We start from the raw sequence: 18,285 nt of genomic DNA, 5'->3' as shown, positions 1-18,285 counted from the left end.
GCGTGGCTACTTCTTCTTCTTGCCCTGCGCTCGACGCTGCTCGCGGTTGCCGGCGGGCGGCGGCGTGGCCTCGGTGCGCTGACCGAAGGCGCCGCGGGGCGCTTCCTGCTCCTCGACCGGCGCCGGCGTGGCGGCTGCGGCCGCCGCTGCCTTTCGCACACGGTCCGTCGCGGCCTGCTGCACCTGACCGCGATCGTTTCGCACCTCGACCTCGCCTGCGTCATTGGCTGCGGAGTACTCGAGTCGCTGATCGGTGCCGCCCTCGGAGAGACCCTTCGCCTCGACCTCGGTGACCTCGGAGTCCTCGGCACGACGCACCTCGACCTCGAGGTTGTAGAGGTAGCCGACCGACTCCTCCTTGATCTGCCCCATCATCGACTGGAACATCGCGTAGCCCTCGCGCTGGTACTCGATCAGCGGGTCGCGCTGCGCCATGGCGCGCAGGCCGATGCCGTCCTTCAGGTAGTCCATCTCGTAGAGGTGGTCGCGCCAGCGACGGTCGAGCACCTGCAGCACGACGCGGCGCTCGAGCTCGCGGGTCGCTGCCTCGCCGAGCGTCTCCTCGCGCTTCTCGTACGCGATCGTGGCATCCGACAGCAGTTCGCGGGTCAGGCCGTCAGCCGTGATCCCGCCCTTGCGTCCGCCGGCCTCTGCGACGACCTCGTCGATCGTCACGCTCACGGGATAGAGCGTCTTCAGCTCGGTCCACAGCGCATCGAAGTCCCAGCTCTCGTTGTGTCCTTCGCCGGTGTGGTCGTTCACGACACCGGTGATCGCGTCCTCGATGAAGTGCTGCACCCGCCCGGCGATGTCGTCGCCCTGCAGGATGTGGCGACGGTCGGCGTAGATCGCCTCGCGCTGGCGGTTCAGCACGTCGTCGTACTTCAGCACGTTCTTGCGCATCTCGGCGTTGCGCGACTCGACCTGCGACTGAGCGCTGCGGATCGCGCGCGACACCAGGCCGGACTCGATCGGCACGTCGTCGGGGAAGTTCGTGCGGGCCAGGATCGCCTCGGCTGCGCCGGACTGGAACAGTCGCATCAGGTCGTCGGTGAGGCTCAGGTAGAACCGGCTCTCACCGGGGTCGCCCTGACGACCGGAACGTCCGCGGAGCTGGTTGTCGATACGTCGGGACTCGTGACGCTCGGTGCCGAGCACGTAGAGACCGCCGGCCTCGATGACCTTCTCGGCCTCCTCGCTGACGACGCCCTTCATGGACTCGTACGTCTCATCCCAGGCGACCTCGTACTCCTCGGGCGTCTCGACGGGGTCGAGTCCCTTGCCCTTGAGCTCCTGCACCGCGAGGAACTCGGCGTTGCCGCCGAGCATGATGTCGGTGCCTCGACCGGCCATGTTCGTGGCGACGGTGACGGCACCGAGACGACCGGCGCGTGCGACGATCTCCGCCTCACGTGCGTGGTTCTTCGCGTTGAGGACCTCGTGCTTGACGCCCTTCTTCGCGAGAAGGCGGGAGAGGTACTCGCTCTTCTCGACGCTCACGGTTCCCACGAGCACCGGCTGTCCGGCCGAGTGGCGTTCGGCGATGTCCTCGACGACCTGCGCGAACTTCGCGGTCTCGTTCTTGTAGACGAGGTCCGACTGGTCCTTGCGCACCATCGGGCGGTTCGTCGGGATCGGGATGACGCCGAGCTTGTACGTCGACATGAACTCCGCTGCCTCGGTCTCGGCAGTACCGGTCATGCCGGCGAGCTTGTCGTAGAGGCGGAAGTAGTTCTGCAGCGTGACGGTGGCGAGCGTCTGGTTCTCGGCCTTGACCGGCACGCCCTCCTTGGCCTCGATGGCCTGGTGGATGCCCTCGTTGTACCGGCGCCCGACCAGGATGCGGCCGGTGTGCTCGTCGACGATCATGACCTCGTCGTTCATCACGACGTAGTCGGTGTCCTTCTTGAACAGCGCCAACGCCTTGATCGAGTTGTTCAGGAACGAGATGAGCGGCGTGTTCGCGGACTCGTACAGGTTCTCGATGCCGAGGTAGTCCTCGACCTTCTCGATGCCGGGCTCGAGCACGCCGACCGTGCGCTTCTTCTCGTCGACCTCGTAGTCCTCGCCCACTTCGAGGGTGCGCGCGATCTTCGCGAACTCGGCGAACCAGCGGTTCGCCTCGCCGGAGGACGGACCGGAGATGATCAGCGGGGTGCGAGCCTCGTCGATGAGGATCGAGTCGACCTCGTCGACGATCGCGAAGAAGTGCTCCCGCTGGACGAGATCCTCCTTGCGCCACGCCATGTTGTCGCGGAGGTAGTCGAACCCGAACTCGTTGTTCGTGCCGTAGGTGATGTCAGAGGCGTACTGCTCACGACGGACGGCCGGTGTCTGCCCGGACACGATGATGCCGGTGCTCATGCCCAGCGCGCGGAACACACGGCCCATCAGCTCGGCCTGGTAGCTCGCGAGGAAGTCGTTGACCGTGATGATGTGGACGCCCTTGCCCGCGATCGCGTTCAGGTACGCGGGGAAGGTCGCCACGAGCGTCTTTCCCTCACCGGTCTTCATCTCGGCGATGTTCCCGAGATGCAGGGCGGCGCCGCCCATGATCTGCACGTCGTACGCGCGCATGCCGAGCGTGCGCTTCGCAGCCTCGCGGACGGCGGCGAACGCCTCCGGCATCAGCTGGTCGAGGGTCTCGCCCTTCTCGAATCGCGCGCGGAGCTCCGTCGTCTCGTTGCGGAGCTCCTCGTCGGTGAGCTTGGAGATGTCGTCCTCCAGCAGCCCCACTGCCTTGACCACCTGGTTCAGACGACGGATGACCCGTCCTTCTCCAGCGCGCAGCAGCTTCTCAAGAGGATTGGCCACGGATGTCATCTCCCTGTTGGTGGATCAAGAGCCTGCGCCGGTGCGGCGTTCGCCAGGCATACTTTGTCATGTTACCGGCCCGTGACCTGCACGTCGCCTGCGAGCACTCCCAGCGATTCGCGTCGCGACACTCGCAGGACATCGGATGCGGAGCGATGTTGCCGGGTATCCATATACTCGGTATCGCTTTCCCCTGCACGAACGGAGACCATATGTCGGTGCGTCAGAGCCTGCTCGCGATCCTCGATCAGGGGCCCTGCTACGGCTATCAGCTGCGGCACGAGTTCGATCGACGCACCGGGTCGACCTGGCCGCTCAACGTGGGGCAGATCTACAACACCCTCGAACGACTCGAGCGTGACGGGCTGGTGGCCAGAGGCGGCGCCGACGAGCACGGACACGTGTACTGGCACATCACCGCCGCTGGCTCCGCCGAGGTCGCGGACTGGCTCTCCTCCCCCGTCGTCCGGAGCGTGGCCACCAGAGACGAGCTCGCCGTCAAGATCGCCGTCGCGGCCACGCTCCCCGGCGTCGACGTCGCCGAGGTCATCGCGACGCAGCGCGCCATCTCGGCGCATCGGAGTGCGGCGCTCCAGGAGGCGACCTTCGCCGGCACCGACCATGATGCGCCGGAAGCCCTCGCCTGGTCGCTGATCGTCGACTCGATGCGCTTCGCTGCCGAGGCCGAGGAGCGCTGGCTCGATCATGTCGAACGGCGGCTCGCGGCTCATCCCCGCCACGCACTGGCGCTCGAGCTCGCGACCGAGCGTCCGAAGCGAGGCCGCCCGGCCAAGGACGCAGCGGCATGAACGGAAACCCGGAGCACGGCGTTCGCCTGGAGCGGATGCGCAGCCAACCCAACACCTGCGGAAAGTAGGATCAGCACATGGCAGGTTTCTGGGGTAAGCGCAAACGCGATCAGGAAGCACTCGCTGCACAGGACGCCGACCTCGCGCGACGCGCGGAACAGGCGCTCGTCGCGGCCGATGAGCGCATCCGCACCACCGCGGACGAGCTCTCGTTCGCCGAGGCCGAGCTCGGCGAATCACTCACCGGCGACCTCCGCAAGGCACTCGCTGCTGTGCGGACGCATCTGCGCGAGGCCTTCCAGATGCACCAGCTCAACCATGATGAGATCCCGGACACCCCGGAAGAGCTGCGCACCCGCAACGCGCGCATCATCCAGTTGTGCGACTGGGCCCAGGATCTGCTCGATGAGAAGACCGACGTGCTCGCCGCGTCGATCGCCAAGGTCCGCAGAGCCCCGGAGATCATCGCCCAGGTGCGAGCCGAGACCCAGGCGCTGAGTGAACGGATCCCGCAGACCAAGGCCGCGATCGAGCGACTGTCCAGCCGGTATGCCGATTCCGCGATGGCCCAGATCACCGCCAGCGCCTCCGAGGCCGAGCAGCTCATCGCGTTCGCCACGCACGGCGCTTCGGTCTCCGAACGTCGCCGTGCCTCGAAGCAGAACGAAGAGGCGAACGTCGCGCTCGAGACGGCGACGGAGGCGACCCGACGCGCAGGAGCCCTGCTCGACGCGGTGGAGGATTTCGAGATCGAGGCGCTGCGTGCCGAGTCGACGCTGGCGGAGGTCGTCGCCGACTCGCGAGGCGATCTGATCGCTGCACGCACCGCTCCGCGCGTTCCCGCCGTCACCACGGCAGAAGCCGACCTGCAGGCCGCCCTCAGCTCACTGACACCCTCCGGCACCCCGAACGACCCCTTCGCTGAGCTCTCCCGACTGCGGGAGGCGAACGGTGCTCTCGACGATGCGATCGCGACGGCGAGGCACCGCATCGAGAACCCCCTTCCCTCGGTGGCCCAGGTGCAGCACTCGATCGACGACGCCGACCGTCAGCTCGGCGTCGCCCGTGGCCTGATCGCCGGGCATCGCGGATGGATCGGCGCGGATGCGCGCACGCGGCTGGCGGAAGCGGAGCGGCTGCGCATCGATCTCAATGAGATGCTCCCGGCCGAGGAGACGCGCGAGGCCGCTCTCATCGCGGCACGCCGCGTCGCGCACCTCGCCTCGGAGGCCCTGCAGCTCGCGCAGCGCGACATCGACTCCTCGCGCCCGCCACAGGACGACGGCTGGGGCGGCGGCGGCTGGGGCGGTGGCGGCGGACGCCGCGGCGGCGGCGACATCGCCTCCGGTCTCCTCGGCGGCCTGGTGATCGGCAGCCTCCTGGACGGCATCTTCGACTGAGAGCCACTCGTCTGACCGCTCGACCGGCGGAGACGCAGAACGGCCCGCTCCTCAGGAGCGGGCCGTTCTGTCCGTCTGCTACGAAGCGAGCGCCTGGTCGGGCGGCGCCTGCGTGCTGAGGGCGATCACGCCGTAGTCCCAGCCTTTGCGGCGGTACACGACGCTCGGATGATCCGTGCTCGCGTCGACGAACAGGAAGAAGTCGTGTCCGACGAGCTCCATGCGGTCGACGGCCTCCTCGACGGTCATCCACTCCGGGTCGAAGCTCTTGGTGCGGATGACGACAGGCGAGTACACCTCTTCCTCGTCGTTCTGGACCGGAACGGCTCCGGTCGCGACGGCGTGCAGGATGTCGGCGGATGCCGGCTGCACGTCGATCCCCTCGAGGGCGCCACTGCCCTTCTCGAAATGCGCGCCGCGGGGGTGCTGACGTCCGTCGACCCGCTTCTCCTTCGCTCGGCGCAGCTGCTCCGCCATCTTGTCGACTGCGAGGTCGAGCGCGACGAACTTGTCGCCGTCCGTGGCTTCCGCTCGCACCACCGGACCCTTGCTCACCAACGTGAGTTCGACGGTCTCATCCGGCACATGACCGTTTCGGTATGCGCGATGCGTGACCTTCACGTCCAGACGTTGCGCCTTCGCGGCAAACGTCTGCACTCGGGCGATCTTCTCCTCGACAACGGTGCGGAAGCGATCGGTGATACCCACTCCGACGCCAACGATGCTTGTTTCCATTGCTGCCTCCTTGTCCCGGTCCTCCCGGCCAAGGGCGGACCGTGGTCGCCTTGTGGTCCCCAACCGTAGTCCGCATGCCGATGGAAGTCACGGGTCATTTCCTCCGTGTCGCCGATGAGTCGACGATGAGTGTCCGGTGAGTCCGCGGTGAGACGGCGTGGCAGCCAGCGCGACAGCCGAGATCACCTCATAGCCGGCCGCGGTGAGCGCCCTCATCGCTTCGTCGAAGGTCGCACCGGTGGTGACGACGTCGTCGACGAGCACGACGCGCTCACCCGATCCTGCGCGGCGGGCGCGCATCGCGCCGTGCACGTTCTGCGCGCGCTCCGCGATGCCGAGTCCGCGCTGATCCGCCCGGCTCCGGGTGGTGCGCAGCAGCCGTGTCTCGCGCGCGCCTGCTCGGCGGATCAGCAGGTCGGGCACACGATAGCCGCGTCGCCGGAAGGCAGCGCGGGTCGTCGGCACCGGGACGACGAGGACATCACCGGATCCGCGTGCACCGTCGATCGCCGCAGTGAGCACCGCGGCGAGCGCGTCGCCCAGGGGACGCGCCAGCAGCGTCTCTCCCTCGCCCTTGAGACGTCGGATGCAGCGAGCGGCGACACCGTCGAACGACATCGCCGCGCGCACGGCCAGGCTGCTCGGCGTCACGACGTCGACGGGCAGCGGCAGAAGGGCCGAACGGCATGCGGCGCAGAGGAGGACTCCAGGGAGATCGCATCCTGCGCAGCTCGCCCCGAGCAGGAACCCGCCGAGCTCGGCGAGGAGGTCATGCGACTGCCGCGTGCGTGTCATCCGAACATCCTCGTCGCGTGCACGAGGATCGACGGAGGCGATCAGCGCGTCGCTGCCGAGGTCGCCGATCGCCGCGGTCGGTGCAGGAGGAGTGCTCGGTCACTCTCCCGAGCGGGTCGCGAGCACCTGCACGCCGGCGGCCACCTCGCGCCAGGCGGAACCGGCGTGCGCATACAGCGTCCCTGTCGCATCCAGCGCACGAATCCCGGATTCGGTGCGAGCACCGGCGAGCGAGATCGTCCCCGTCGGCGGCACCTCCATGACGCCGGGCCCGCCGACGAGCTGCGTGAGCAGGACCGGAGTCGGCGCATCGACGAGCACGCCGAGGCGTTCGGCCCCGAGCCACACCAGCTCTCGAGCGTCCCCGTCCACCAGGGTGAGCTGCTTCACCTCTCCCAGCTGCACCGGGACACCTGCTTCGTCGCGCACAACAGCCGCCACGACCACCCAGTGCTGGCCACCGAGGGTGATCACGGCCGCCACCCTCGCGCCGTCCACGGACACCCGGAGCGCCGAGATGGCGGATGCGTTCGGCCAGGCCTCCGTGATCGCGTGCTCGGTCACGTTCGTGCTCCACGCCTTGAGCGCCCCCGGCGCGTCGGCCGGCACGGTCCAGGTGTAGCCGTACGGATCGAGCGACGGCTCGATGAGCCCCGGCCGCGGATCGAGCAGGTCCACGCGACCGTCACCGACCACATACACGCCACCGTCCGCGAGCTGCACGGCCGCGTGCAGGGCGTCCCGAGCGAGATCCACCGCCCGCACGCGCTGAGGCAACGCCAGGATCTCGTCGCTGATCCCCTCGATCGGAGAGACCTCATCGCCCACGATCACTCCGAAGGCATCGTCGGTGAGGACGACGGGACCTTGATCCGCGGCATCCACCGGCAGATTCACGACGCCGGCATCCAGCGTGCGACCGTCGACCGTGAACCGCACCTGCGAGACTCGGACATCGGCGAGATCCAACGTCTGCTGCAGCTGCGTGCGCATTCTCGCGAGCGTGGTCGGGTCGAGGCGAGATGCGGCAGGCGTCAGCGCGACATCGGCGACCTGCTGCCGGTCGATCAGGACCGCGTCCTGTGCGAGCTGCACATCGGCCGGGAACGCCGTCCGCGCGGCATCCTCCAGCCAGGGGCTCGGCGAGCCGCCGACGAGCGCCCGAGTGACGGTCGTGGCGATGCTGGTCCGCCGGGGGAACCACCGGGTGTCCGGCACCAGGTGCGTCCAGCTCTGGTCGAAGTACTGCAGCGCGTAGCTGTCGAAGACCCGGGGGAATCTGGCCTCGTCGATCACGATGCCGTCCGGCGCCTGCGAGATCCGCCATTCCCCGTCATCCGTCCGTGACAGCGTGAACGGCCGCGTGGAGGGACCGCGGGACTCGGAGTACAGCCCCTCGCCGTCGACGCTGGCGACCAGATCGATCTGCACCTGCACGACCCCGGTCTCCGCCGACTCGACCTCGTCGTCGGGAATCGAAGAGCTGAAGGTCCGCGACACCACGGCGTCGTCGATCGAGACACCGGCACCCGGCTGCCAGGTCGTCTGCAGCTTCGGGGTGAGGAAGCTGCGGGCCGTGTTCCAGTTGTCGGCCGGCGAGATCGCAGCCTCCAGGAAGCCCTCGACGATCTCCTGCGGACCGGAGCCCGGCGCCGGACCGGACGCGATGAAGAGGAAGTCGCTGTCGTCCGGCACCTCCCCCAGGTCGAGGCCGACGTTCACGTCGCCGCTCATCGGCAAACCGGTGCACGCGGAGAGCGCGAGCGCCGCCGCGACGGCGGTGATGCCACGCAGCATCCGGGTCACGGACCGAGTCCTCATCACAGTCCCCATTCCTCGCGGAGCTCAGGCGGCAGGTCGACGAGCGAGATCGGCTGTGTGGCATCGCCGAGCTCGGCGAGCGGCTCCTCCGGCTCGAGCGGGATCGGGCTCGCACCCTCGGTGACCACACCATGGCGAGGCAGGGTGAGCACGAAGTTCGTTCCCTCTCCCAGCGCAGACCACACCGCCAGGGTGCCGCCGTGGATGGTGGCGTCGCCCAGCGCGATCGACAGGCCGAGACCGGTGCCGCCGATCGTCCGCTGTCGTGAGGGGTCTGCACGCCAGAACCGATCGAACACCCGCTCGACGTCGGCCGCACTCATCCCGAGCCCGAAATCGCGGACGCCTGCGGCCACTGCATGCTGATTGCTGTCGACGGTCACGACGATCGGACGGCCCTCGCCATGTTCGATCGCGTTGCCGATCAGATTGCGGAGCACGCGGCGCACTCGCCGTGGATCCATCTCGACCGGCGAGTACCCGCCGGGCGCCACGAGCCGCAGCTCGGTGCCGTGGCTCAGAGCCAGGGGACGCATCTGTTCGATGACGTCCTCGGCGACGTGCGCGAGGCTGGTCTCCTCCAGCTCCAGCTGGACGGAACCGGCATCGTATCGGCTGATCTCGAGCAGATCCGACAGCAGCACGTCGAAGCGCTGCACCTGGGCGTAGAGGAGTTCGGCGGTGCGAGCCGTCGTCGGCTCGAAATCCGCTCGCTGGTCGTTGAGCATGTCCGCCGCGAGCCGGATCGTCGTCAAGGGCGTCCGCAGCTCGTGCGAGACGTCCGACACGAAGCGCTGCTGCACCATCGACAGCTCACCGAGCTCCTTGATCTGACCTTCGATGCTGTCGGCCATCGCGTTGAACGATCTCCCGAGCGTCGCGAGCTCGTCCTCGCCGCGCACCTCGAGACGCACGCCGAGATCGCCGGCCGCGAGCCGCGCACTGGTCTCGGCGGCCTGCACGATCGGCGTCGCGACGGCTCGCAGCACGATCCACGAGATGCCGGCGACGATCGCGACCAGCGCGATGCCGGCGATCCACAACGTGCGCTGCACGAACACGAGCGTCTGGTCGGCGTCGCCGAGGTCGTAGGCCAGATAGATCGCGAACGACCCCGCCTGCGGCACCTGCAGCTGCTGGCCGACCACGATGCCCGGAACCTCCCGCCCGTCCTCGACGGGCAGGGCGACCGATTGCCAGGCCTGTCGGTCATCGAACTCCGCCACCCTGTTCTCGAGGCCGGTGCTGAGCTGGTTGCGGCTCAGACCGTTGGTGAATCCGTTCAGCGTGACCGTGCCAGCGAGCCGGAAGCCTGCGAGCTGATCCGCACTCGAGTTGCGCGCGAGCTGGCCCTGGATGCTCGTCCACAGGTCCTGCAGCGCCGCCGGGTCATCGCCGAGCTCGGCGACGTCGAGTGCGTTCTGCGCCTGATCGATCGCGCGCCTCGCGTCTTCGAGCGCGATGTTCTTCTGTGACACGAACAGATCGTTCTGGATCACCAGCGCCATGGTCACGCAGGTCACGAAGATCGCGAGCGAGGTCGCGGCGAGGGTGATGCTCAGCGTGCGGAAGCGGAGGGACCGCCGCCAGAGCGCGGCCAGCACGGTCGGCCACCCGCGCCAGTCGCGCAGGACCGCGACCGCCGTGGTGGTGGTGCCGGTCACGGTCATGGCTCGCCTAGCCGACGCTCCCGGCGCGATAGCCGACGCCCCGCACCGTCATCACGATCTTCGGGTTGTCGGGATCGAGCTCGACCTTGGCGCGCAGTCGCTGGACGTGCACGTTCACCAGCCTGGTGTCGGCCTTGTAGTGATAGCCCCAGACCTGCTCGAGCAGCATCTCGCGCGAGAACACCTGCTGCGGCTTCGAGGCGAGCGCGACGAGCAACTGGAACTCCAGTGGCGTCAGCGCGATCGGGGTCGTTCCTCGGCGGACCTCGTGCGCGTCGACGTCGACGGTGAGATCACCGACACGGAGCTGCTCGCTCGTCGCCTGCGGCGCCGGCCGCAGGCGGGTGCGGATGCGCGCGACGAGCTCCTTCGGATTGAAGGGCTTGATCATGTAGTCGTCTGCACCGACTTCGAGGCCACGGACGACATCCGCCGTGTCGCTGCGCGCGGTGAGCATGAGGATCGGAACGCCGGACTCGGCACGGATGCGCGTGCAGATCTCGATTCCGTCCATCCCCGGGAGCATGAGGTCGAGCAGGACGAGGTCCGGTCGCGTTGCGCGCCATTCGTCGACTGCTCGCGCGCCATCGGCGCAGAACACCGGCTCGAAGCCTTCGGTGCGCAGCACGATGCCGATCATTTCGGCGAGCGCCGTGTCGTCGTCGACCACAAGGATGCGTGAGGTCATAACTGTTACCTTATGGCACTCAGTCCCGGCATCCGCAGGTCTGCGCACCAGCGGTGCGGATATGACACGATGGGAGCGCGCGACGGAGGGAATGCCTGTGAGTGGCCAGACGTGGACCCCTGCCCCGAAGAAGGGCGTCATCCCTCTTCATCCGATGACGTTCGGGATGCTGCTGGGCAAGGCCTTCGCCGCGCTCCGCCACAATCCCAAGGTGCTGTTCGGCTTCGCCGTGGTGATCCAGCTCGTGGTCGTGCTCGCGACCGCCGGCGTGATGGGCGTCGTGCTGTTCACGACGTTCTCGCGGCTGGAGACGGTCCCGCCGAGCTCCCCAGACTTCGAGGCGGTGCTCGCCGGAACGATCGCGATCAACATCGTGGCAGGGCTCGTCGTCGGCATCGCCTCGATCGCCTTCACCGCGATGATGCAGGGCGTGGTCGCGGCCGAGATCGGCTACGCGGCGATCGGCGTGAAGGCGACGCTTCGGATGCTGTGGCGACGGATGGCGCCCGCGTTCTGGCGGCTGGCGGCGTTCGCATCGCTCTCGGTCGTCGCGATCTTCGGCTTCCTGGTGATCGTCGCGCTCATCATCGGCGCCTTCGTCGCCGGCGGCGTCGGCGGCACCCCCGAACTCATCGGGCTCCTGGTGCTCATCGTGTTCCTGATCGCACTCGCCAGCATCCCGCTCGTCGTCTGGCTGTCCACCAAGCTCCTGCTGGTGCCCTCGATCCTCGTGCTCGAGCACGCGCGCTTCCGCGAGGCGCTCGTGCGGTCCTGGCGGCTCACACGGGGCCGCTTCTGGGTCGCGTGGGGCGTGACATTCCTGATCGGCGCGATCATGGGTCTCGCGATGAACGTCGTGTCCATCCCGGTCTCGCTGCTCAGCACGCTGGTGGGCTCGGTCGTCGCCCCGACCGGTTCGCCGGAGCCGACGGCGATCATCACCTACGTCTTCACCCTCGTCGCGCCGCAGATCCTGCTCCTGGTGCTGCAGGCCATCACCCTCGTGGTGCAGAGCACCGGATCCGCACTCGTCTACCTCGACTGCCGCATGCGGTACGAGGGTCTCGACCAGTCGCTCATCTCCTACGTCGAGCGGCGCGATCTCGGAGCCTCCGAGGAGCAGCTCGGCGACCCCTACGCGGTCGACCCGACCCGCGCCGTCACGAGCGCCCCGCCGCCCAAGCAGGTGCCCGAGCACGTGATGATTACCGCCGGCTACGGCTCCCCCCAGCCGTATCCAGGCCAGCCCTCTCCCGGACAGCCGTACCAGGGACAGCCGTCCCAAGGAACGCCGTACCAGGGACAGCCGTACCAGGGGCAGCCGTACCAGGGGCAGCCGTCCCAAGGACAGCCGTACCAGGGAACGCCGCCGTATGCCGCGGCCCCGCAGCCGCCCGCCTTCGCCCCGGCTCCCCCTCCTGCCCCGAGCGCCGCCGTCCCGCCGATGTCACCACCCGTGCAGCCCGCGGTGCCCCCCGCCAGCCCGTCGGCACCTCCGGGATCCGACGGATGGACGGCGCCTGGCGCATCGAACGGTGATGGCTCTGCATGATCCGATGGCTCGACGATCTCGACGTCCCTGACGGGGACGAGGCTCGGCGCTGGGCGGAGGAAGAGCTGTCGAACCCTCGCTACGCCGATGCGAAGCCGACCTGGTTCGACATGGTCGCGCGCGATATCGGCCGCTTCCTCGGCGACCTGTTCACGTCTGACAACGGCGCGAACGTCGGGCCGTCGGCGTTGATCATCGTGAGCGTCATCATCGTCGCTGCCCTGATCGCCGCACTGATCATCTGGGGCCGACCGCGCGGTGCCAGTGCCGTCCGTCGCCGCGGGGGCGACCTCCTCGGAGCCAGCGACGACCGCACGGCGGCGCAGCTGCGCTCGGATGCGGAACGGAGCGCGCGCGACGGCGACTGGGACGCCGCGACGATCCTGCGCTTCCGTGCGGTCGCCCGGAGTCTGCTCGAGCGAGACCTCATCGACCCGGCCCCCGGAGCCACCGCGCAGTCCATCGCTCGCGAGGCTGCCGGAGTCTTCGGCGACGAGGCGGCGGCGATGCGGAGCGCGGCGACGGCATTCGACGACGTCCGCTACCTCCGGCATCCGGCGACTGAGCAGACCTATCGCGAGATCGCCGCCACCGATGATCGGCTGCGAGCACGTCGCCCCGAAGCGGCACTCGCATGAGCGTCCTCGAAGCAGGAACCCCGCCGTCGACCGCCGAGCGTCGACCTCGGCGCCTCCGCACCCTGATCGGCTGGCTCATCGTCGCAGCGCTCGTCGTGGGGGTGGCGTTCATCGCGATGCGCGTGAGCGCGGCAGCGCCCGGCGGGCGCGGCGGCCTCGACCCGGAAGGCCGGAACGATGCAGGGGCTCTCGCGCTGGCCGAGATCCTGCGGGATCAGGGCGTCGAGGTCGAGGTGTTCCGCTCCCGTGCGGACGCTCGCGCCGCGATCGACGCCGACTCGACGCTCGTGATGGCCAACCCGTTCTCCCTCTCCGACGAGGCGCTCGAGGAGCTGATCGAGCCAGCCGAGGATCTCGTCTTCCTCTCATCGAGCAGCAGGCTCCTCGATCTCCTCGACATCGGCGACGATGCACCTGGCAGCTCGGATTCCGCGACGGCGGAGTGCGACGTCCCGGAGTTCGCGAAGGTCGGGACGATCCGACCGGACCGCCTCTTCTCCCCCGCAGACGGGGTCACCGCGTGCTACGGCGACGCCGACGGTGCAGCGGTGCTGGTCGACGAGCGCGAGGGCGGACGCCGGGTCGTCGTCGAGGGCGCCAAGCTGTTCTCGAACGCCTACCTCGCCGAGAACGGCAACGCCGCACTCGCACTCGCAGTGCTCGGTCAGAACGACCGGGTGGTGTGGTACGTGCCGAGCTTCGCCGACTCCGACATCGAGGGCGAATCCGTCGACACCCTCGGATCGCTCACTCCCCCCTGGCTCACGCCCGCGATCCTGCTGCTGCTGTTGTCCGGCATCGCCGCCGCGATCTGGCGAGGACAGCGGTTCGGCCCACTCGTCGCCGAGACGCTGCCGGTCACCGTCCGGGCCTCCGAGACGATGCACGGTCGTGCGCGCCTCACCGCGAAGGCCGGTGACTCGGCACATGCTGCGCAGGCCCTGCGTGACGGCGCGCAGCGTCGGCTCGCCAGGGCGCTCGGGCTGGCCGTGCACGCGAACGCCGACGAGGTCGCCGATGCGGCAGCCGACCGCCTCCGTGTCCCCCGCGGCACCCTGCAGTCGCTGCTCGCCGGCCCGCTCCCGCACGACGACCCGAGCCTGATCGAACTGGCGAGGCGCCTCAGCGAGCTCGAACGCGCCGTCGACGACGGCAGGCCGCGAGCAGGGGGCACCGCATGATCCGTATCCGACCGACACTCCACCAACCCAGATGGAAGCCGAGGGCACCACGTGACCGCTGAGAACACCCCCGCCGACGACGCTGCGCTGCGTCAGGCGATGCACCGAGTGCGCACCGAGGTCGACAAGGCAGTCATCGGCCAGGCAGGCACCGTCACCGGACTGCTGGTGTCGCTGCTCGCGCGAGGACACGTGCTGTTGGAGGGCGTTCCCGGGGTCGCCAAGACCCTCGTCGTGCGCTCCTTCGCACGCGCGCTCGGACTCGACACGAAGCGCGTGCAGTTCACGCCGGACCTGATGCCAGGCGACGTCACCGGCTCGCTCGTGTACGACGCCAGGACCGGTGAGTTCGACTTCCGCGCAGGTCCGGTGTTCACCAACATCCTGCTCGCCGATGAGATCAACCGAACCCCGCCGAAGACGCAGGCGGCGCTGCTGGAGGCCATGGAAGAGCGCCAGGTCTCGGCGGACGGCGTCAGCCGGGCCCTTCCCGATACGTTCCTGGTCGCTGCGACCCAGAACCCCATCGAGCATGAGGGCACGTACTCGCTGCCGGAGGCGCAGCTCGATCGCTTCCTGATGAAGCTCGTCGTGGGGATGCCGGAGCGCGATGCCGAGGTCTCGGTGCTCCGCCGACACGCCGAGGGATTCTCGCCGCGCGAGCTGACCGGCGTCGAGGCCGTCGTCACCGCCGACGAGATCCGTGCGGCGCAGTTGGCCGCGGCTCGAGTGGAGGTCACCGACGACGTGCTCGGCTACGTGGTCGACCTCGCTCGCGCGACGCGCCAGTCGCCGTCGGTGGAACTCGGCGCCAGTCCGCGTGCGTCCACCGGCCTGCTCGCCGCCGCCAAGGCCTGGGCCTGGCTCAATGCATCCTCCGCGGTGACCCCCGATCACGTGCAGACCATGCTGGTGCCTGTCTGGCGGCACCGGCTGCAGCTGCGCCCCGACGCGCAGATGGAGGGCGTCTCGGCGGATGCCGTGCTGACCTCGGTCGTGCAGCAGACCAGGGTGCCGATCTAGGTGTTCATCACCGGCCGTCTCGCCATCGTCGTCGCCGTCGGCGTCGTCCCGCTCGTCCTCGCCGGGCTCGCGGGCTCTCCGGCGTACGCGGTGCTCGGCGCCTGGATCGCGCTCTGCGCCCTGCTGGTCGCGATCGACGTCGCCTTCGCGGCGAGTCCGCGTACCGTGACGGTGAGCCGCCGTGTGCCCGCCCGCACACGGCTCGGTGAGCCGGTGCCGGTGAGCGTCGCGGTGCACAACCACGGCGCACGCACGCTGCACGCGCTGCTCCGGGACGCGTGGCAGCCGACAGCAGGTGCGAGCGGGGAACGGCAGCGTCTCACGATCCCGACCGGTGAGCGCGCCAGGGTGTCGATCCCGCTGCTGCCGCGTCGGCGCGGCGAGCTGGTGAGCGAGTTCGTCATGATCCGCTCGCGCGGTCCGATGGGGCTCGCCGGTCGGCAGGCGCGGCACAGTGTGCGCGACGCGATCCGGGTGCTGCCCGCATTCTCGTCGAGGAAGCATCTGCCATCGCGCCTGGCACGGCTGCGCGAGCTCGACGGCAACACGAGCATCCAGGTCCGCGGACAGGGAACCGAGTTCGACTCGCTGCGCGAGTACGTGCGCGGCGATGACGTCCGGTCCATCGACTGGCGTGCCACGGCGCGGGCCGGCACCACGATGCTGCGCACCTGGCGCCCTGAGCGCGACCGGCATGTGGTGATCATCATCGACACCGGACGCACAGCGGCGGCGCGCGTCGGCGACGGCACCCGCGTCGATGCCTCACTCGAGGCGGCACTGCTGCTCGCGGCCCTCGCCAGCAGGGCGGGCGACCACGTGCATCTGCTCATGTACGACCGCGTGGTCCGCGGACGGGTGACCGGCGTCGATGGCGCCGCACTGCTGCCGGCGCTCACCGATGCCATGGCGCCGGTGCATGCGCGTCTCGTGGACACCGACTGGCACGGCGCCTTCGCGGCCGTGCGCACACTGACCACGCGCCCATCGCTGATCGTCGTGCTCACCGCGCAGGATGCGGCTGAGTCAGCGCGCGGATTCCTCGGGGCGTTCCCCGACGCATCGCGCGCGACGACGGTGCTCGTCGGCTCCGTGACCGACGACGGCATCGCCTCGCTCGCGCAGCAGCGGGGGTCTCGCGAGGAGATCTACCTCGCCGCTGCCGCCGAGCGCACGATGCGCGACGCGGAGAACGTCGCCGACGCCATCCGTCGTGCCGGCGGCGAGGCGATCGCGGCGGATCCAGAGGAGCTGCCACCCCGGATCGCGGATCGGTACCTGGAGCTCAAGGCGGCGGGCCGCCTGTAGGCGGCCACGATCGACCCCGGGCTCAGCCCGCGACCAGTCGCGGCGTGCCGGCCTCGTACTCCACCAGGTCACCGGTCTCGCCGCGACGATGCGCGCGGCCGCCGATCACGACCATGTAGATGAGGAAGACTGCCAGCGCTGCGGCGCCGATTCCGATCTTCACCGGCCACGGCAGTGCCCACCCGGTCACGAAGCCCTCGACGAGCCCGGCGAGGAGGAGTGCGAACACGAGACCGATCGCGACCGTGGCGAGGGCGCGGCCCTCGATCGCGAGCGCCTCTCCCCTGGTGCGATGGCCCGGTGCGACCCAGGCCCAGAAGACGCGGAGTCCGGCTGCTGCTGCGACGAAGATGCACGTCATCTCGAGCATCCCGTGCGGCAGGATGTAGAGCACCATGATGTCGGCTTTGTCGTATGCCGCCATCACGGCGGCCGAGGTGCCGAGCCCCATCGCATTCTGCACGAGCATGTAGATCGGCCAGATACCGGTCACGCCGAATAGCACGCACTGCATCGCGATCCAGGCGTTGTTGGTCCAGACCATGCCCATGAACTCCGCTGCCGGATTCTCGGTGTAGTACCCGGTGAAGCTCTCATCGGCGTACTGCTGCAGCGCGTCCGGCGGACCGAGGGTCGCCATCAGCGCCGGGTCGTTCGAGATCCACGCCGCGGTGCCCACCACCACTGCGATGAAGGAGAGCGCGATGACGAGCGTGAGCCAGCGCAGCCGGTAGAGCGCCGCCGGGAGCTGCAACGAGAAGAAGCGCGCGGTCTGCGTGAGGATGTTGTCCGAGGCGCCGGTGAGCCGCAGCCGAGCCCGAACGAGGATCGTGGACAGGTACGCGCCCTGCGGGGAATCCCCCACCGAGGTCTTCAGCTCCGCGAGATCAGCGGATGCCGCTCGATACCGGACGATGAGCTCATCGACGCCGTCGCCGTCGAGCCGGGCGCGGCTGAGCTCTTCCAGCCGCTGCCATTCGGCGCGACGTGCATCAGACAACGCATCGGCATCCACCTGATTTACTGTACTCATGTCCACGCCGATCGATACCGCCGACGAGGTGCTCTCCGGGGAAGCCGTCGCGATCGACGTGCAGCCGATCGGCTTCGTGCTGCGGGCGCTCGGTGCACTGATCGACATGCTGCTCGGCTTCGCCGTGTTCATCCTGTGGATCTTCCTGCGCATCTGGCTGCTCGACATCGGTGTCCTCACCGAGGCGACCGATCGGATCGCCACCGTGGCGGCGATCGTCGTGAGCTTCGTGGTGCTGCCGATCACCATGGAGGTCGCACTGAAGGGTCGCAGCCTCGGCAAGCTGGCAGTCGGCGGACGCATCGTCCGCGTCGACGGCGGTGCCGCAGGCTTCCGCCACGCCTTCATCCGTGCACTGCTCGGAGTGCTGGAGATCTATATGACCGTCGGGGGTCTCGCGGTGCTCACCGGGGCGTTCAACTCGCGGTCGCAGCGCCTCGGCGACCTGGTGGCCGGCACCTACAGCCAACGCGTCCGCACCCCGGCGCTCGTGACGCACGCACCGCAGCTCCCGTTCCAGCTGACCGGATGGGCGCAGATCGCGGACGTCGCACGGATGCCCGACCGCCTGGCGCGCCGGATCTCACAGTTCCTGCAGACCGCACCGCGCATGGTTCCCGCAGCCCGTGCGAGAGTCGCGCAGGATCTTCTGAGCGAAGCCGCACCGTTCGTGTCGCCGATGCCGACTGCGGCACCGGAGGAGGTGCTCGTCGCGATCACGGTGCTGCGACGGGAGCGGGAGCGTCGCGCGCTCGAGAACGCCGATCGTCGCGCCGAGAGGCTGACAGGGCGCCGGGTCGGAGTCTGAGCTCCCGCCC

General features: G+C 69.1%; 15 protein-coding genes. 8 read left to right on the top strand and 7 right to left on the bottom strand.

The annotated features are described in order from the left end of the window. Positions 1-6: 6 nt before the first annotated feature. Positions 7-2,814, bottom strand: coding sequence for a preprotein translocase subunit SecA (gene secA / locus V7Z82_RS01055; protein WP_334147072.1), 2,808 nt, complete (start codon positions 2,812-2,814; stop codon positions 7-9). A gap of 212 nt (positions 2,815-3,026) precedes the next feature. On the opposite strand from secA, the gene V7Z82_RS01050 reads away from it, so the two are divergent. After that, positions 3,027-3,623, top strand: coding sequence for a PadR family transcriptional regulator (locus V7Z82_RS01050; protein WP_334147070.1), 597 nt, complete (start codon positions 3,027-3,029; stop codon positions 3,621-3,623). 77 nt (positions 3,624-3,700) lie between these two features. Continuing rightward, positions 3,701-5,023: a hypothetical protein gene (locus tag V7Z82_RS01045; protein ID WP_334147067.1), complete on the top strand. Its 1,323-nt coding sequence runs from the start codon at positions 3,701-3,703 to the stop codon at positions 5,021-5,023. A gap of 78 nt (positions 5,024-5,101) precedes the next feature. Here V7Z82_RS01045 and hpf read toward each other — a convergent pair whose 3' ends face one another. The 5 genes from hpf to mtrA form a co-directional block, all read right to left on the bottom strand. Further along, positions 5,102-5,758 (bottom strand): ribosome hibernation-promoting factor, HPF/YfiA family, encoded by a 657-nt coding sequence (gene hpf / locus V7Z82_RS01040; protein WP_334147065.1) that lies wholly within the window; start codon positions 5,756-5,758, stop codon positions 5,102-5,104. An 87-nt stretch (positions 5,759-5,845) separates the two neighbouring features. After that, positions 5,846-6,553, bottom strand: a complete 708-nt coding sequence (locus tag V7Z82_RS01035) for a ComF family protein (RefSeq protein WP_334147063.1) — start codon at positions 6,551-6,553, stop codon at positions 5,846-5,848. A gap of 99 nt (positions 6,554-6,652) precedes the next feature. Continuing rightward, a complete protein-coding gene (locus tag V7Z82_RS01030) occupies positions 6,653-8,350 on the bottom strand; it encodes an LpqB family beta-propeller domain-containing protein (RefSeq protein WP_334148308.1) in 1,698 nt (565 codons plus the stop codon). Between the two features lie 23 nt (positions 8,351-8,373). Then, positions 8,374-10,044, bottom strand: coding sequence for an MtrAB system histidine kinase MtrB (mtrB, locus tag V7Z82_RS01025; RefSeq protein WP_334147061.1), 1,671 nt, complete (start codon positions 10,042-10,044; stop codon positions 8,374-8,376). A 7-nt stretch (positions 10,045-10,051) separates the two neighbouring features. Continuing rightward, on the bottom strand, positions 10,052-10,732 hold the full coding sequence (gene mtrA / locus V7Z82_RS01020; protein ID WP_334147059.1) for an MtrAB system response regulator MtrA: 681 nt from the start codon (positions 10,730-10,732) through the stop codon (positions 10,052-10,054). Between the two features lie 97 nt (positions 10,733-10,829). Here mtrA and V7Z82_RS01015 point away from each other — a divergent pair, with 97 nt between their 5' ends. The 5 genes from V7Z82_RS01015 (at position 10,830) to V7Z82_RS00995 (ending at position 16,434) form a co-directional block, all read left to right on the top strand. Next, a complete protein-coding gene (locus V7Z82_RS01015; RefSeq protein ID WP_334147057.1) occupies positions 10,830-12,284 on the top strand; it encodes a glycerophosphoryl diester phosphodiesterase membrane domain-containing protein in 1,455 nt (484 codons plus the stop codon). Further along, positions 12,281-12,922, top strand: coding sequence for a DUF4129 domain-containing protein (locus tag V7Z82_RS01010; protein ID WP_334147055.1), 642 nt, complete (start codon positions 12,281-12,283; stop codon positions 12,920-12,922). The genes V7Z82_RS01015 and V7Z82_RS01010 overlap by 4 nt, the downstream gene beginning before the upstream one ends. Next, positions 12,919-14,103, top strand: a complete 1,185-nt coding sequence (locus V7Z82_RS01005) for a DUF4350 domain-containing protein (protein WP_334147053.1) — start codon at positions 12,919-12,921, stop codon at positions 14,101-14,103. Before V7Z82_RS01010 ends, V7Z82_RS01005 begins: the two co-directional genes overlap by 4 nt. 99 nt (positions 14,104-14,202) lie before the next feature. Next, positions 14,203-15,126: an AAA family ATPase gene (locus V7Z82_RS01000; RefSeq protein WP_334148306.1), complete on the top strand. Its 924-nt coding sequence runs from the start codon at positions 14,203-14,205 to the stop codon at positions 15,124-15,126. Further along, entirely contained in the window at positions 15,127-16,434 is a 1,308-nt protein-coding gene (locus tag V7Z82_RS00995; protein ID WP_334147051.1) for a DUF58 domain-containing protein, read from the top strand. A gap of 22 nt (positions 16,435-16,456) precedes the next feature. On the opposite strand, the gene V7Z82_RS00990 is transcribed toward V7Z82_RS00995, so the two are convergent. Then, the gene (locus V7Z82_RS00990; protein ID WP_334148304.1) at positions 16,457-17,449 is read right to left on the bottom strand and encodes a stage II sporulation protein M; all 993 of its coding nucleotides are present in this window, start codon (positions 17,447-17,449) and stop codon (positions 16,457-16,459) included. A gap of 16 nt (positions 17,450-17,465) precedes the next feature. Here V7Z82_RS00990 and V7Z82_RS00985 point away from each other — a divergent pair, with 16 nt between their 5' ends. Beyond that, on the top strand, positions 17,466-18,275 hold the full coding sequence (locus V7Z82_RS00985; RefSeq protein WP_334147049.1) for an RDD family protein: 810 nt from the start codon (positions 17,466-17,468) through the stop codon (positions 18,273-18,275). Positions 18,276-18,285: the final 10 nt, after the last annotated feature.

This window comes from Microbacterium sp. (genome assembly GCF_036823965.1).
Taxonomy (GTDB): domain Bacteria; phylum Actinomycetota; class Actinomycetes; order Actinomycetales; family Microbacteriaceae; genus Microbacterium.
Note: the sequence above shows the minus strand (reverse complement) of the source record. Positions and strands in the feature narration are given on the sequence as shown.

Excerpts from the sequence above, each read along its gene's own strand:
- V7Z82_RS01035 (WP_334147063.1), bottom strand. The coding sequence starts at position 6,553 with ATGACACGCACGCGGCAGTCGCATGACCTCCTCGCCGAGCTCGGCGGG.
- V7Z82_RS01005 (WP_334147053.1), top strand. The coding sequence starts at position 12,919 with ATGAGCGTCCTCGAAGCAGGAACCCCGCCGTCGACCGCCGAGCGTCGA.
- mtrB (WP_334147061.1), bottom strand. The coding sequence starts at position 10,044 with ATGACCGTGACCGGCACCACCACCACGGCGGTCGCGGTCCTGCGCGAC.
- V7Z82_RS01050 (WP_334147070.1), top strand. The coding sequence starts at position 3,027 with ATGTCGGTGCGTCAGAGCCTGCTCGCGATCCTCGATCAGGGGCCCTGC.
- mtrA (WP_334147059.1), bottom strand. The coding sequence starts at position 10,732 with ATGACCTCACGCATCCTTGTGGTCGACGACGACACGGCGCTCGCCGAA.
- V7Z82_RS01010 (WP_334147055.1), top strand. The coding sequence starts at position 12,281 with ATGATCCGATGGCTCGACGATCTCGACGTCCCTGACGGGGACGAGGCT.
- V7Z82_RS01030 (WP_334148308.1), bottom strand. The coding sequence starts at position 8,350 with ATGCTGCGTGGCATCACCGCCGTCGCGGCGGCGCTCGCGCTCTCCGCG.
- hpf (WP_334147065.1), bottom strand. The coding sequence starts at position 5,758 with ATGGAAACAAGCATCGTTGGCGTCGGAGTGGGTATCACCGATCGCTTC.
- V7Z82_RS01000 (WP_334148306.1), top strand. The coding sequence starts at position 14,203 with ATGCACCGAGTGCGCACCGAGGTCGACAAGGCAGTCATCGGCCAGGCA.
- V7Z82_RS00985 (WP_334147049.1), top strand. The coding sequence starts at position 17,466 with ATGTCCACGCCGATCGATACCGCCGACGAGGTGCTCTCCGGGGAAGCC.
- V7Z82_RS01045 (WP_334147067.1), top strand. The coding sequence starts at position 3,701 with ATGGCAGGTTTCTGGGGTAAGCGCAAACGCGATCAGGAAGCACTCGCT.